Below are 14355 nucleotides of genomic sequence, written 5' to 3' on the forward strand. Positions count from 1 at the left end.
ATGTAGAGAGATTATTGAAATAGGAATGAAGATTATGCTTAAGCGGTGTTATTCGTTGATTCTACTGGTCTTTTTTTTGGTCGGGTGCTCTCATAATGAGCAAAAGTTGCCTCTTCCTGTAACTCAGTATTCAACCAGCAGTACGAATCAATACAGACAAGTTGCTGCCTTTAATCAGGTGGATGTTCAAGGGCAAATTAATATTCATTTACATACTGGCTACAAAAAGCCTCAGGTCATATTAACCGGTGACCCCAGAGATTTGGCGCAGGTTAATACTGTGGTATCAAACGGAACCTTATATCTTGCTCTAGGTAAGGGATTTCCACGGTTTGGGGCTGTTAATGCTGATATTCGAGGCAGATTCTTAAATGGTGTTCGATATGTTGGAGCAGGATCTATACGTGGAAGCCAACTGCATACCAGTTATTTAAATCTTTATTTAGCAAATCCAGGAACAACCCGATTAGCTGGAACTATAGGTTTGCAGCGGTTGGAAGTTGTAGGCGATGGGTTAACGCAAATTAATGGAATTTCAAGTCGCAACTTGAAGATTTATCTAAAAGGAAATCCTAAAGTTCAATTAACCGGATTTGCCAATCTTGCGAGGCTTAATATAGATGGTGATGCCTGGTTAAGTCTTTATTGGATTAAAAGCAATAATATAATCATTAGAGCAAAAAAAGCAGCGAAAGTACAATTGGCCGGTGTAGTTAACAGACTTGATGTCGAGTTATGGGGTGTCGCCCAGTTTAAAGGACGATATTTACGAGCTCAACGAAGTTTTGTGAAGACTCACGATAAATCGGTGGCTGAAATTTCTGCGGTGAACCATCAGAGTAACCTTGCGACTGATGCCAGCGATATCTACTATTTTAATATTCCAACAACCCGAGCTGATTTTATGGCATTCAACGGATCAGTTCTTGATTTACGTGAGTGGAGTCAGTTTGATATGGAAGATTTTAATCGATATAACAAACAATTCCCTTAGTCTATTGAGCTCAATTCGGCATCATACTGAATTGCCGAATTGAGTGGTTTCGTTTTAGCTTCCTAAGCCAGAGGCTAAGTACAGTTTGGCATAATCATTGTCAATGTCATGACGATCCATCTGATCGGTTAAACTATCTAAAATAAATTGAGTAGTATCTGGATCTTCTGCCAGATCTTTGAGTGACCAAATGGTTGCTGCTAATGCTGCTACACAAAATAATACAGGTCCGGCAGTATTTAAAACCGAGTCAGGTTTAATTTGATCAAATAATTTGAAGCGCACAATAAACTCCTGAGTTACAAATTGAGCGCAAAAAATACATTAAATTTAAACTTTTTTCAATGATTTACCTCAATAACCTTATTTAACAGTGTTAATGCATTGTACTATTTCATTAAGATCGCTGTCTAAAGGTAAAACATGAGCGGAATTTTTTAACCAGTGTGTGGTGACATTAGGTAGTGACGTGAACAGTTTTTCAACCTCTTCTGATGCAACTACCTCATCATAAGTACCCAGAAACAGATCTACAGGGCAGGTTGGTGGTACCCACTCATATTGTTGGGCAAGAGTCAGCATTTCTATGATCGAAGAAATTGGGAGTTTTCTATAGGCAATTTCTGCATGTTCGTTGGTTTTTAGATTACCCGCCGCATTACGCAGATGACGAAATCCGAAGTATTTGAGTATTTGGGCTAGCTTGAGCATGGAGTTTACTTTCATGTGCAGTTTTAGAGCTGGCGCCAAAAGAAACAGATGATTCAGTTTGAATCGTTGACTCAGTTCGCAGGCCAATAATCCCCCTAAAGATAAACCTAAAACATCTACTTTCTTGTATTCTTTTGTTAATGTTTCGCAAGCATGATGTGCAGTTAATAACCATTCGGAAGCTTTGGAATGAGAAAATGCTTCAATACTCTCAGCATGGCCAGGAAGAACAGGACAAACAATAGCATCATAATGTTTTAACTTAGGTATAAGATAGCGATAAACCGCAGGAGAAGAAGAAAACCCATGCAGAACCAGTAACGCACGTTCAAAGCCCGTCCCGCGTTTATTGATCGGTTCAAGAAGTGCCAGTTCCTCCTGAGTTAACCCTGAGAGTTGTTTACCACGCCGCATATAGCGAAAGTCGTCATTATTCATGGCTTACCTGTTTCTTATGATTGGTACACTGCATTACTTTTTATATTAGCTCTAAAAAATAGTGGTGTACCAAGTCGGTTATTATTCTAAATTTATTAAGCCATTATTCTCTGGCCTTTAATTTATTATAGAGCTAATTTTGATATAATTGCTCTCTATTATATTACTTTAAGTGAGTATTTAAGATGGATTTAAAACCTTTGACTGTAGATAGCGCCATTGAGCCATTAGGATCTTCAAACGTATTTGATTCTTATGAAAAGAAAGCTAAAGCGTATAATCAAAAAATAAGCGGATATCAAAATGATATAAATGCATCTGAATTAATACAGCAAGCGGGACAGGTTTTAGCGCAAAATCCTGAATTGGTTATGGCGTAATTACTTAATGCCTCTGGGATATGTCATGCTTAAGGCTAATTTCAAGATGCCATGAGGAGCTTTCAATAAGATTAATGAAATCTAACCAGTCAATTGTGTAAAAATTAATGGCCGTGCTCAGTAAATAATGTTCTGCAGCGTGCTATAAAACTGTAGAGGATCATGCCATTTAAAAATGCAAAATACGAATGAGCTACTATAATTTAATTATGATAGACTTAATTGGTACCTTAATATGGCAGAAGAAACTCCACCAAGCTCTGTATCTACTCCCTCTCCGAGTACGTCCGGGTCATCTGCTCCAACACCTACTCCAGAGCCAACGCCTTCTTCAGGCCAAGGCTTTTTAGGTAAAGCTGTTGATTTTGCAAAAAAAGGTGTCGATCTGGCTTCGAAGGCAAAAGCAGGATTAAGCAAATTGGCTCAAGCCCCTGCTGATGATTTTGCTGAAAATCAAAAGAAAAAGAAAAAACTTGAGGAAGAGTCAAAATCGGACAGTAAAGAAGATCCAATGATGAAGCTGTATAATCAGCTTTATAAAACTGTTGCAGGGATAAATGGCGCATTATACGATCCTATAAGAAATATTGGGAAAAATTTGGCACAAAAAGGTGTCGATGCTGCGGTTGATAAAATAAAGAATAAAGTTAAGAGTGTTTTTTCGAAGCCAGAGAGTGATTCTGCTAATCAACAATCACCTGCTACAACTACGCCACCTTCAACACAACCACAAAGCAGCAGTAATGTTGGCAGTAATCCTCCTGTTCAACCTCAAGGTAGAAGTACTTCTTCTGTTGTGGGGGACGTTGTTCTAGAAGTTAAGGAAGAGGTTAAGCCAGCAGTTAAGCCAGAAGATAAGGTAGAAGCTAAGGAAGAAGTTGAGGAAGTAGCTAAGGAAGAAGTTGAGGAAGTAGCTAAGGAAGAAGTTGAGGAAGTAGCTAAGGAAGAAGTTGAGGAAGTAGCTAAGGAAGAAGTTGAGGAAGTAGCTAAGCAAGAAGTTGAGGAACAGGCTGTTAGTAGTTCTGAAGTTGAGAATAGTATCGATCCTTCTGAAATCAGTCCTCCTGTCCAGGATCAAGACAGCAGCTTATCTGTGGAAAATGACAGTTCACCTGTCCCAATGACTGCAATGACTCCTTTTCCGGATTCTCCATCACCAAACCCAGAGGATCCCTTAAAACAAGCGAATACTGAAAAATATGATAAAATAGCCGAACAACCAGCTCCACCAGTCACACCAAGTTCTGAAGTGGAGAATACGAGCAGTATGGGTAATGTAATGCAATAACTAAATACCCCTGAGGGTAATCTTACCTACAGGGTATTAAACAAACAAAATTTAAAGATTTTAAAACTAAAATATAAAGCTAACCTGAAGATGAATTATCGGGTTAGCTTTATATAAAGAGATTTATCGTTCAAGCAATTTATGCGGTAAACTTTCGATTCTCCCCGCCTGAGTAACTACCACATAATTTAATTTGCGTTGTAATTCACTGATCGTATCGGCTCCGGCATAGGTTAGACCCGATCTTAAGCCACCTACGATATCGGCAATTATACCATCAGGGTTTTCTTTAAAAGGAACTTCTGTTGCTACTCCTTCAGCAGTTTTCCATTCGTGCATTTGACCTAAAAATGCTTCTTGTGCTTCCCTGGATGCCATACCGCGATAACGCTTAACTTTTGTGCCATCTTCTTTTTCAATGACATCACCCGGTGTTGGAGAAGTTCCAGCTAACATTCCACCAATCATCACAAAGTCCGCTCCAAATGCCAATGCTTTGACTATATCGCCGGAAGTTTTTATCCCTCCATCAGCAACTATAGAACGGTCAGCACGAGAACAATCCTGGATGCAGGTGAGCATAGGAACGCCAAAACCTGTTTTGATTCGTGTACTGCATACTGAACCGCCACCAATGCCTGCTTTAATAATATCAGCGCCACAGGAAGCAAGATAATCGGCACCCGCATAGGTCGCAACATTTCCTGCCATGATGCAGCGGTCACCCAGCAATTGGCGTAAACTTTTCAGAGTTTTACCGACGTACTTGGCATGAGCATGAGCTACATCAACGCAGAAATAATCAGCGCCTGCATCACGTAATGCTTCGGCTCTTTGTAACTCAGCATCAGTACATCCTACGGAAACAAAAGCATTACCCGTACATTTTTTAAAGTCCTGAATGTTCTCTTCTATGGACATAAAACGATGCAATGCTCCCATAGCACCTTTACTGTGCATGAAATTTGCCATAGTACTTTCAGTAATGGTATCCATATTGGAACTGATAACCGGGAGGTTTAAGCTCAGTTTACCCAATCGGTCCGTGTTCGTAGTATCAACCACCCGTCTGGATTCATGGTGGTTGTATGAAGGAACAAGTAAAACATCATCAAAAGTGATGGCTTGATCGGTCATGGTTAATCCTCGTTAAAACGCGTACTATAAATGCTCCGCTGCATAAAATGCAAGTCTTGAGCGTTCGCCGCGAGTTAAAGTCATATGCGCGCTGTGTTCCCAATGCTTGAAACGATCCACGGCAAAAGTTAATCCCGAAGTGGTTTCAGTTAAATAGGGGGTATCGATCTGCTTGATGTCTCCCAGACAAATGATCTTGCTACCGGGGCCTGCTCGAGTTACCAGAGTTTTAATCTGCTTGGAAGTCAGGTTCTGTGCTTCGTCTATGATGATGTAGCGATTTAAAAAAGTACGTCCCCGCATAAAGTTTAGTGAACGAATTTTAATTTTGTTCTGCAATAAATCTTGCGTTGCTCCACGTCCAAAACTACCGCCTACCTGCGAGCCATGAAGTACTTCCAGATTATCCATTAATGCGCCCATCCAGGGAGTCATTTTCTCTTCTTCGGTTCCTGGTAAAAAGCCTATATCTTCACCTACAGGAATGGTAACCCGGGTCATTAAAATTTCATTATAGCGATTCTGATCCATAACCTGAGTCAATCCGGCAGCAATAGTAAGCAATGTTTTCCCTGTACCTGCAGAACCTTGTAATGTTACGAAATCGATGTCTGGATCGAGCAGTAAATTTAAGGAAAAATTTTGTTCACGATTACGTGCGGTAATTCCCCAAACTGAATTTTTTGTCTGGGTGTAATCACGTACTAATTGAACCACGGCATTTTCACCATCAATTTTTTTTACCAAAGCCTGAAATTCATTGTCTTCTGTGCTGATGCAGTCATTGGGATTCCACTGATTGACCAATGGACCGCTGACCCGATAAAACGTCTTTCCACTTTCTTGCCAGGATCCCATATCTTTTGCGTGAGTATCCCAAAAATTGTTGTCTAAAATATGTAATCCGCGATGCAAAAGATTAACATCGTCCAACACCTGATCATTGTAATAATCTTCCGCGGGTATTCCCAGAATTCCTGCTTTAATACGTAAATTGATGTCTTTGGAAATAATAATTACCTGTTTCTTGCCAGCATATTTTTTTTGTAAGCCTAATGCGGTTGCCAGGATGGTATTATCCACTTTGTGTCCAGGTAGAGTGGATGGCACTACCTGATCAAATTCATCTGTTTGAAAAAACAGTCTTCCGCTGCCGTTCCCTTTATTGGAGCTTATGAAACTGGGTATCGCCAGACCGGATACAATTTGTTCATGGCTTGCGTTACTCATTAACTCCACTAACATCCGGTTGGTTTGGCGGACGTTGCGTGCCAATTCTGAAGTACCTGTTTTGTGGCTGTCTAATTCCTCAAGAACGACCATAGGTAAATAAATATCATGCTCGTCAAAATGATAAATAGCAGTGGGATCGTGCATTAATATATTCGTATCAAGCACGAACAGCTTTAGTCCAATATTGGTATTATCCATAGGGTCACCCTGTCAGCTAAAATAGTATTTCTTATAATTCAAGTTGTACCATGCCACCTGAGAGTAAAATTAAGGCTTCTGGATTCATCAGGACTTACAAAAAACTCCAAAATTTTCGTTAAAAGAAATTTTTTAATTCGGTCATTTAGTCCATCTAAACTCCCTTATTAAAAATTCCTTTTGCCTCCACCTTGGGGTTTTCGTAAATCTTAATATTGTGTCTCTTGAACTATTGGCCTATCTTCATTGTGCTGAGCTGGAGTAAATACGTCAAGAATTATATTTTTTTGTTTAGGAACAATTATTTAAGAATTTTAACCTATAATTAATAGGCGGCCTCAGCAGCAAGCCGTTCCGCCTTTAATTCCTTGTTGTTAAACACAAATAAAGTACACAGGGCTAAAGCTAAGAGAACAATCCCAACGGGAAATAAACTTTCATGATTCAGTAACCTTCCTGAATAGGTGCCAAAAGCCGAGAAACATAAAAGGATAAGGCTGCGGACTGCGGAAGCAGAGCCACGAAATTCATCAAAACACTGTAACGCTCTGGACGTTGTTCCACCCCAAAGGAGAGCAGAGCTGAATATATACATACTGAGATCAAGAGCATTAAAAATCTGATAGTCACACCAGCCGAAATAGTTACCTGCCAGGAGTAATACACTGCTGATTAATGCGATGTGTATTCCTAATGAAATGGTTTTATCTACCCCAAATCGAGTGAATAATTTAGATGCCAGCATAGAACCAAAGAGAAATCCCATTGAGGTGAGCATCAGTAAAAGACCCATTTTGTCTGGAGAGACATGCACATGAGAATAATAAAACGGTGCCATAGTCAGAAAACACCATTCACCACAGTTCAACAAACCGAAAAGGGCGATGTAGGAAATAAACGTTTTGTTTTTTAATATCTTGCCATAAATACGAAATCTTTCTTTTAAGTCAGGAGCATTAATCGTGGTGTTATTGGATGGATGGTTAGGCAATAAAATCATGATAACGCACAAAATTGTAGAATATATAGCAATGCCATATAAATTCATGTGCCAACCGTAGAGCACATCAATTTTGCCGCCTATTGCAGGTGCAAAAAGGGGAAGAGCTGCGACAAGGGTTCCAATCCAGGACATAATCCGAGCTCCGTCATCTTTGTGGTAAAGATCCTGAATTAAGGCCCACCCTGCAACTGGAACGACAACAGCACCTGTTCCTTGCAGGAAACGACAGGCCAATAGCAGATTGATTGAATCAGCATACAGACTCAACATAGATCCGATAAAGAAAATCAGCATGCCAATAAATAGAGTTTGCCTTCTTCCTATAAGATCAGCAATGATTCCCCAAATAAGAACGGTTGCAAATTGGCCTATCATAAAAATTGAAATAATCATTTTGACGTCGTTAGATGGAACTGCAAAAGATTGTGCAATTTGAGGCAGGCTGGGCAATAAAATATCGGTGGCTACCAACGTAAGTATTGATGAGGCAATAACAATAAACAGTTGAATATTGCGAATTAGCATATTAAAGTCAGGTTATTATTTGATTGAATTTGCTAATAATAACACAATTTATTAACTCATGTTTGAAATTCCGATATCGACGTTCCGCGAATTTGGGAGTCTTTGATGAATAACTTAATGCGGGATTAGGGAGTGGCATCCCGCATTTGCAATGGTGTTACAAGTGTTTGACGGAAGAGTTTTTGATTGTAAGGGATCTTTTCAATTTAAAGATTTAACATAATTCAAGACTTCCTCGACATGTCCCTTGACCTTAACTTTTCGCCATTCATGTTTTAAGGTACCAGTTTTATCTATAATAAACGTACTGCGCTCTATACCACGTACTTGTTTTCCATACATGGATTTCATTTTGATGACATCAAACAATTGGCATAGGTGTTCTTCCTGATCACTGATTAATTCAAATGGAAAATTGTATTTGCTTTTAAAATGTTCATGAGACTTTAAACTGTCTCTAGACACGCCAAATAGAACAACATCCAGAGCCTGGAATTGTGAATAAGCGTCCCGAAAATCCTGGCCTTCACTCGTGCATCCAGGTGTTGCGTCTTTAGGATAAAAATAGAGGATCACCGTTTTGCCTTTATAATCATGAATATGAGCTTTTAAATTATCGGTTGCCTGGAATTCGAAATTCGGTATTTCCTGACCTATGTGCATTTACGTTCTCCTTAATGATTCTTTTTCATGACGCGCGATTTGTCTCTCTGCCATTCTCTGTTTTTGATGGTATCTCTTTTATCATGCTCTTTTTTACCTTTGGCCAAAGCAATTTTTACTTTGATTTTATTTTTTTTCCAATATAAGGAGAGCGGTACTATGGTGTATCCTTGCCGTTCAACGCTGCCGATCAAATGATTCAATTCTTTACGGTTTAATAATAATTTACGAGTTCGTGTTGGATCGGGTATCGAGTGAGTCGATGCCGTTTGCAAGGGTTGAATTTGCGCTCCTAATAAAAATGCTTCGCCGTATTTAATGATTACGTGTGCGTCCGAGAGGTTGACTTTACCTGCGCGCAGGCTTTTTACTTCCCAACCTTCAAGGACGAGACCTGCCTCGTATTGATCTTCTATGTAGAAATCAAAACCGGCTTTTCTATTCAGCGCTATGCTGGAGTCGAATTGTTTTTTGGTAGTCATAAGACACCTGAACTATAAAAAAAAGATATTATAACTGAAAGGTACGATGAGATACATGCAGGTCGGATTAATGCGCTGGATTGTCAGGCTATTATACCAATAGGGTTTCTTTTAATTTAGGAGACTCAGGTCACTTCTGTATCATCTCGTGAAACGTCATCCCTAATTCCATTCGGGATGACGATATGTCGCAGATTTATTTAGGGTATCTCTCATCTTTATAATCTTGTGGCAGCTGAGGATAAACGCGCTCTAATTTTTGATCCACTGCGACTCGATCATCAAAAACAAAACATCGTCCTTCCCATAAAGAATCGGTTTCGGGTATTTTTTCAATATAGTTGAGTATGCCGTCATGCAGCTGGTATACATGCTGAAAGCCTTGTTCTTTCATAAAAGCGGTTGTTTTTTCACAACGAATACCACCAGTACAGTACATGGCAATTTTTTTATCTTTTTTATCACTCAGATGACGTTCAACGTATTCAGGAAATTCCCGGAAATTTTCAATATCGGGATTAATTGCATTTTTGAATGCGCCGAGTTCAAATTCATAATCATTGCGGGTGTCTAACAAAATGACTTCGGGATCCTGAATCAATTCATGCCATTGCTGTGGATCCAGATAGGTGCCTGCATTTACTTCAGGATCAACGTTTTGAACGCCCATGGTAACAATTTCTTTGCGGAGTTTAACTTTGGCTTTATCGAATGGATTTTCATTGTCAAAAGTTTCTTTAAAGTTCAGGTCAGCAAAGCGAGAATCACTATGCATGTATTGATAAAAATGTTCCATCTGCTCTCTATTACCTGCAAAGCCACCATTGATGCCTTCATGAGCCAGTATAATAGTGCCCTTTATGCCTATTTCACGCATTTTGGCCAGTATGGGTTCTCTCATGGTTTCAAAATCAATCAGAGGCACAAATTTATAAAATGAAGCAATGACTATTTCTTTCACGTGACTACCTAAAAATGACATAAAAATTTGGTAAAAATTAACATTTACTCACAATTTAATCAATAGGAATGAATTAAATGCACTATTTGAAACCAGTTGTTCTAAATATGACATAATGCGTTGACAACAATTTCATACCGATCGTACTCTTAGGATCAAGCTATCGTTAAATTGGGTTTGCTAGCTTTTATAAGGAGATTTGTATGTATAATCACAATAGAATGTGTCGCTGGCTGTGTATCCTGTTATTTTTTATTCCATTAGTAAGTGCCGCATCCATCCCTGTTAAATCAATGGTTGTCTTTGGAGACAGTTTATCTGATACAGGAAATACCACTCATCTGCTGAAAAGCTTACGGAGCGAAGAAAACCCCGCTTATATTGTTGCTCCTTTTAAAGTTTTTGTTATTAATAAAATGATCGAATTTGCTAACGACTATTATGTTCCTCAAATCGTACTTGATGCCGGTATTCTTGCGGTGACCGATTTTTTTGATCATGATTTGGCTCCTTATATTGTTAATTTGATTGCCCAGGTCAAATTGGTACCCATATTACCTGGTAAGCCTTATTGGAAATCCAGATTTTCAAATGGCCGTGTCTGGAATGAATATCTGGCAGACATGTTATCCATTCAAAAGGACGATGAAGATGTCTATTTAAACCGCGCTTTTGGCGGCAGTTGGGCTGCAACTTATGATACTCAGCTAACGGTTTGGAATGTGATTCGTCATCCTTTGGGAATCATTAAAACGTTAATTGTAGGGAAATTGATACCACCCAGCCTGGGATTAACCGTACAGGCCTATTTGTTAGAGCATCGACAATTAAGTAATGAGACTGTTTATTTTGTCTTTTCAGGTGGTAATGATTACATCAATGCCTTGCAGTATGAGGATAAATACGATCCTGCTGTTATGAGCGCTTATATTGATAATATTGTCGATGGAGTCAGTTCTGCTGTGTTAAAACTGACACAAGCTGGAGCACGACGTATTATTGTGCTAGGTGTTCCTCATGCGGGAGATACTCCTAAGTTTGTTAAAACAGCAGACAGGGAGCTATTAAATTATGCCTCAGATCAGCACAATGAGCGATTGGCGATTCGTGTTGCAGAATGGAAACAACAGTATCCCGACGCCGACATTCTCTTTATTAATACCCAGGAGTATCTGGAACGAGCCGTAAATGAACCCGGTAACTATGGATTTGCCAACGTGACTGATGCATGCATCGATGTAAAATTCCCTATGTTCCAGGGTCTTGCACATTCGGCTTTCGCTAATAACTTTGTCCTAAGATACGCTCAGGTACTTCAGTTTAAAGATAAAAGTTTTGCGCCAGGCGAGACAAATTATCACGTCTGTGATGCCCCCGAAGATTATTTGTTCTGGGATGAGATTCATCCAAGCACACGAGCCCATCATCATTTTGCTTATGAAGTCTGTTCCGCAATGAAAGATCATGGCTATGATGTACGCTGTACGAAGCCAGAATCCGCTCGAGCATAGAGCAATTGATTGCCTGAACAAAATTTGTAGTATTGTTCAGGCAATTGCCTTAGTGATTTACTCATGTTTATGGCATAATTCCTCTTTTTAATTGAAATGCCTCATCTTTGGTGAGGGATATTTTTCTTCGCAATCTAAATTGAGTTATGAATTGTCATTGAAAATTAATCATAAACCGAATTTAGGTACTATAAATAAATAGATAGAACATCTATAAAGCGGTTTCTGGAATGAGGAGCGGGTTATGTGTGGGATTATGGGAGTTGTTTCAGAAAGGGATATCAGCAAAGTCTTGCTGGAAGGATTACGTCGTTTGGAATATAGAGGATATGATTCTGCAGGAATCGCAGTAATAGATAATAATTCACGATTAAAACGAGTTCGAATTCAGGGTAAAGTACAGAATTTGGCCGATGCGATGCAAGAAACGGCAATTGCCGGTAATACTGGAATCGCCCATACTCGTTGGGCAACCCATGGAAAACCTTCAGAGCAAAATGCGCATCCTCATCTGTCTCATGGGCAAATTGCATTGGTTCACAATGGGATTATTGAAAATCACGATCATTTAAGACAACGGCTTATTACGAGTGGCTATCAATTCACCTCTGAAACAGATACTGAAGTTGCGGCTCATTTAATTCATTTCTATTACATACAGCATGAAAACTTATTATTGGCAGTACAAACTGCTGCGGCAGAGATGCATGGTGCTTTTGCTCTAGGAGTAATTCATCAGCAAAGACCGCTTGAACTGGTTGCCATACGTAAAGGCAGTCCTCTGGTTGTGGGTCTGGGAATTGGTGAGAACTTTATCGCATCTGATGCTCTCGCCTTAAGATCTTTTGCCCAATCGGTTATTTATCTGGAAGAAGGGGACAGTGCGTGCATTACTGCCCATCAGGTACAAATATATAATGCTGGAAGAGAACTGGTTGAGCGAACTGCCCATACACTAACTACTGATTCAGAAATAGTCAGTAAAGGGCCTTATCGACATTTCATGCTAAAAGAAATATTCGAGCAGACCAAAGTGCTTACGGATACTATCGAAGGCCGTATTAACAGTCCCGAAGTACTCAAAGCCAGTTTTGGAGAACGTGCTTCCCACGTATTCCCTCAAGTAAAACAAATTCATATAGTCGCCTGCGGTACCAGCTATCATGCGGGTCTGATTGCCAAATATTGGTTGGAATCGCTGGCTGGACTTCCTACTCAAGTAGAAATTGCCAGTGAATATCGCTATCGAGATGTGGTTGTTTCAGAAAACACCTTGTTTATCACCGTGTCACAATCGGGTGAAACAGCAGATACTTTGGCTGCCTTGTATAAAGCAAAGAAAATGAATTACTTAGCCAGTCTGGCCATCTGTAATGTTGCCACCAGTACTTTGGTGCGAGAAGCGGATTGCGTTTTTTTAACTCGTGCTGGAATTGAAATTGGTGTCGCCTCTACCAAGGCGTTTACTACACAGCTGGCTGCCTTTTTGATGTTGGCCGCGGCACTGTGTCATGATGACAGGGCACAGGAAGTATTAAGTCAATTACAGGAGCTCCCTGCGTGTTGTGAACGTATTTTAAAGATGAATGAAGAAATCGAAACCTTATCTGCTTTATTTGTGAATAAAGCTCATGCATTATTTTTAGGCCGTGGGGTCCAGTATCCCGTCGCTCTGGAAGGTGCTTTAAAACTTAAGGAAATTTCATACATTCATGCTGAAGCATATCCTGCCGGTGAATTAAAGCACGGTCCTCTTGCCTTAGTCGATAAAGATATGCCGGTAATCGCGGTTGCACCAAATGATGAACTTTTGGATAAATTAAAATCCAATCTGCATGAGGTGAGTGCGCGAGGCGGACAATTGTTTGTGTTTGTAGATGATTCTCAAGACTGGAAAGCAAATGGTGCACGCTTGATTAAAGTGCCATCCTGCGGTTCCTGGGTTGCTCCAATAGCATATACTCTCCCATTGCAATTATTGGCCTATCACGTTGCGGTAGCCAAAGGTACGGATGTGGATCAACCACGTAATCTTGCTAAATCGGTGACTGTTGAGTGAGTAAGGGGCATCAATTTTGGACTGAATTATGGGAGCAGGGACTCACTCCGTTCCATAAAGACGTAGTGAATCCTGATCTCATCAGGTATTGGCCAGAGCTAAATCTTGCTGCACCTGCCACAGTCCTTGTTCCATTATGTGGAAAAAGTCTGGACATGCTTTGGTTGTCTCAGCACGGTTTTCATGTCATAGGGATAGAGCTTAGTGAACAGGCAGTACACCAATTCGCTAATGAACATCATTTATCGTTTCATCAAAAGATCAACGGCCAGTTTATTCATTATTTTAATGACCAGTTCAGTATATGGGTTGCGGATATATTTAACCTGCCCCCTGCGTTCATTACACCTGTAGATGCTATATATGACCGGGCTGCTTTAATCGCATTGCCCGGCAAATTACGCTCTGCATATGTTAATGTCTGTTTAAACTGGTTAAAGCCAGGGGGGGAGATTTTGCTGAAAACAATGAGATATAATCAAGAAGAGATGCAAGGGCCTCCATACAGCGTTACTGATGAAGAGGTACGAGCGCTTTATAAAAACTGCGATGAGGTTCGATGCCTGAGCAGTATTTCCAGTACACGGGATTCAACTGATCCCTTGTTTGCAAGAGGTTTAAAAATTGTAAATGATACGGTGTGGTCTATTAAAAACGTATAGTTTTTTTTGGGATAGTAGGTGAGGGTGGTTTTTGAAATTATTATTGGATACTTTATATATCGCAACAGGACCTGTTGAGTATATAATGTGTCGATTTTTTATCATGTTTT

At 39.8% G+C, this 14355-nt stretch carries 14 protein-coding genes; 6 read left to right on the plus strand and 8 right to left on the minus strand.

Features of this window, described 5'->3' with window-relative positions; translation table 11 throughout:
- Positions 1-34 precede the first annotated feature (34 nt).
- On the plus strand, positions 35-994 hold the full coding sequence (locus IZU94_RS17510) for a GIN domain-containing protein (RefSeq protein WP_203113737.1): 960 nt from the start codon (positions 35-37) through the stop codon (positions 992-994).
- Between the two features lie 54 nt (positions 995-1048).
- On the opposite strand, the gene IZU94_RS17515 is transcribed toward IZU94_RS17510, so the two are convergent.
- Complete coding sequence (locus IZU94_RS17515; RefSeq protein WP_203113738.1) at positions 1049-1279, minus strand: hypothetical protein; 231 nt, start codon at positions 1277-1279, stop codon at positions 1049-1051.
- A 78-nt stretch (positions 1280-1357) separates the two neighbouring features.
- Positions 1358-2143 carry an alpha/beta hydrolase gene (locus tag IZU94_RS17520; protein WP_203113739.1) on the minus strand — a complete coding sequence of 262 codons (786 nt, stop codon included), beginning with the start codon at positions 2141-2143 and terminating at the stop codon, positions 1358-1360.
- A 185-nt stretch (positions 2144-2328) separates the two neighbouring features.
- Between IZU94_RS17520 and IZU94_RS17525 the strand changes: the two genes are divergently transcribed.
- Together IZU94_RS17525 and IZU94_RS17530 are read left to right on the plus strand one after the other, a co-directional pair.
- Positions 2329-2523 (plus strand): hypothetical protein, encoded by a 195-nt coding sequence (locus tag IZU94_RS17525; protein ID WP_203113740.1) that lies wholly within the window; start codon positions 2329-2331, stop codon positions 2521-2523.
- Between the two features lie 235 nt (positions 2524-2758).
- Positions 2759-3811 (plus strand): hypothetical protein, encoded by a 1053-nt coding sequence (locus IZU94_RS17530; protein ID WP_203113741.1) that lies wholly within the window; start codon positions 2759-2761, stop codon positions 3809-3811.
- A 123-nt stretch (positions 3812-3934) separates the two neighbouring features.
- Here IZU94_RS17530 and IZU94_RS17535 read toward each other — a convergent pair whose 3' ends face one another.
- The 6 genes from IZU94_RS17535 to trhO form a co-directional block, all read right to left on the minus strand.
- Positions 3935-4948: a guanosine monophosphate reductase gene (locus IZU94_RS17535; RefSeq protein WP_203113742.1), complete on the minus strand. Its 1014-nt coding sequence runs from the start codon at positions 4946-4948 to the stop codon at positions 3935-3937.
- Between the two features lie 24 nt (positions 4949-4972).
- A complete protein-coding gene (locus tag IZU94_RS17540) occupies positions 4973-6379 on the minus strand; it encodes a PhoH family protein (protein ID WP_203113743.1) in 1407 nt (468 codons plus the stop codon).
- Between the two features lie 325 nt (positions 6380-6704).
- Complete coding sequence (locus tag IZU94_RS17545) at positions 6705-7907, minus strand: MFS transporter (protein ID WP_203113744.1); 1203 nt, start codon at positions 7905-7907, stop codon at positions 6705-6707.
- A gap of 201 nt (positions 7908-8108) precedes the next feature.
- Positions 8109-8570 (minus strand): peroxiredoxin, encoded by a 462-nt coding sequence (locus IZU94_RS17550; RefSeq protein WP_203113745.1) that lies wholly within the window; start codon positions 8568-8570, stop codon positions 8109-8111.
- 11 nt (positions 8571-8581) lie between these two features.
- Positions 8582-9052 (minus strand): SsrA-binding protein SmpB, encoded by a 471-nt coding sequence (smpB, locus tag IZU94_RS17555; protein WP_203113746.1) that lies wholly within the window; start codon positions 9050-9052, stop codon positions 8582-8584.
- Positions 9053-9248: 196 nt separating this feature from the next.
- Positions 9249-10013 (minus strand): oxygen-dependent tRNA uridine(34) hydroxylase TrhO, encoded by a 765-nt coding sequence (gene trhO / locus IZU94_RS17560; protein WP_203113747.1) that lies wholly within the window; start codon positions 10011-10013, stop codon positions 9249-9251.
- Between the two features lie 203 nt (positions 10014-10216).
- Here trhO and plaC point away from each other — a divergent pair, with 203 nt between their 5' ends.
- The 3 genes from plaC to IZU94_RS17575 all read left to right on the plus strand — a co-directional run bounded on the left by plaC (position 10217) and on the right by IZU94_RS17575 (position 14245).
- On the plus strand, positions 10217-11524 hold the full coding sequence (plaC, locus tag IZU94_RS17565; protein WP_203113748.1) for a lysophospholipase/glycerophospholipid:cholesterol acyltransferase PlaC: 1308 nt from the start codon (positions 10217-10219) through the stop codon (positions 11522-11524).
- 244 nt (positions 11525-11768) lie between these two features.
- Positions 11769-13583 (plus strand): glutamine--fructose-6-phosphate transaminase (isomerizing), encoded by a 1815-nt coding sequence (gene glmS, locus IZU94_RS17570; protein WP_203113749.1) that lies wholly within the window; start codon positions 11769-11771, stop codon positions 13581-13583.
- Complete coding sequence (locus IZU94_RS17575; RefSeq protein WP_203113750.1) at positions 13580-14245, plus strand: thiopurine S-methyltransferase; 666 nt, start codon at positions 13580-13582, stop codon at positions 14243-14245. The genes glmS and IZU94_RS17575 overlap by 4 nt, the downstream gene beginning before the upstream one ends.
- Positions 14246-14355: the final 110 nt, after the last annotated feature.

The organism is Legionella bononiensis, from assembly GCF_016786215.1.
In the GTDB taxonomy this organism is placed as follows: Bacteria; Pseudomonadota; Gammaproteobacteria; order Legionellales; family Legionellaceae; genus Legionella; species Legionella bononiensis.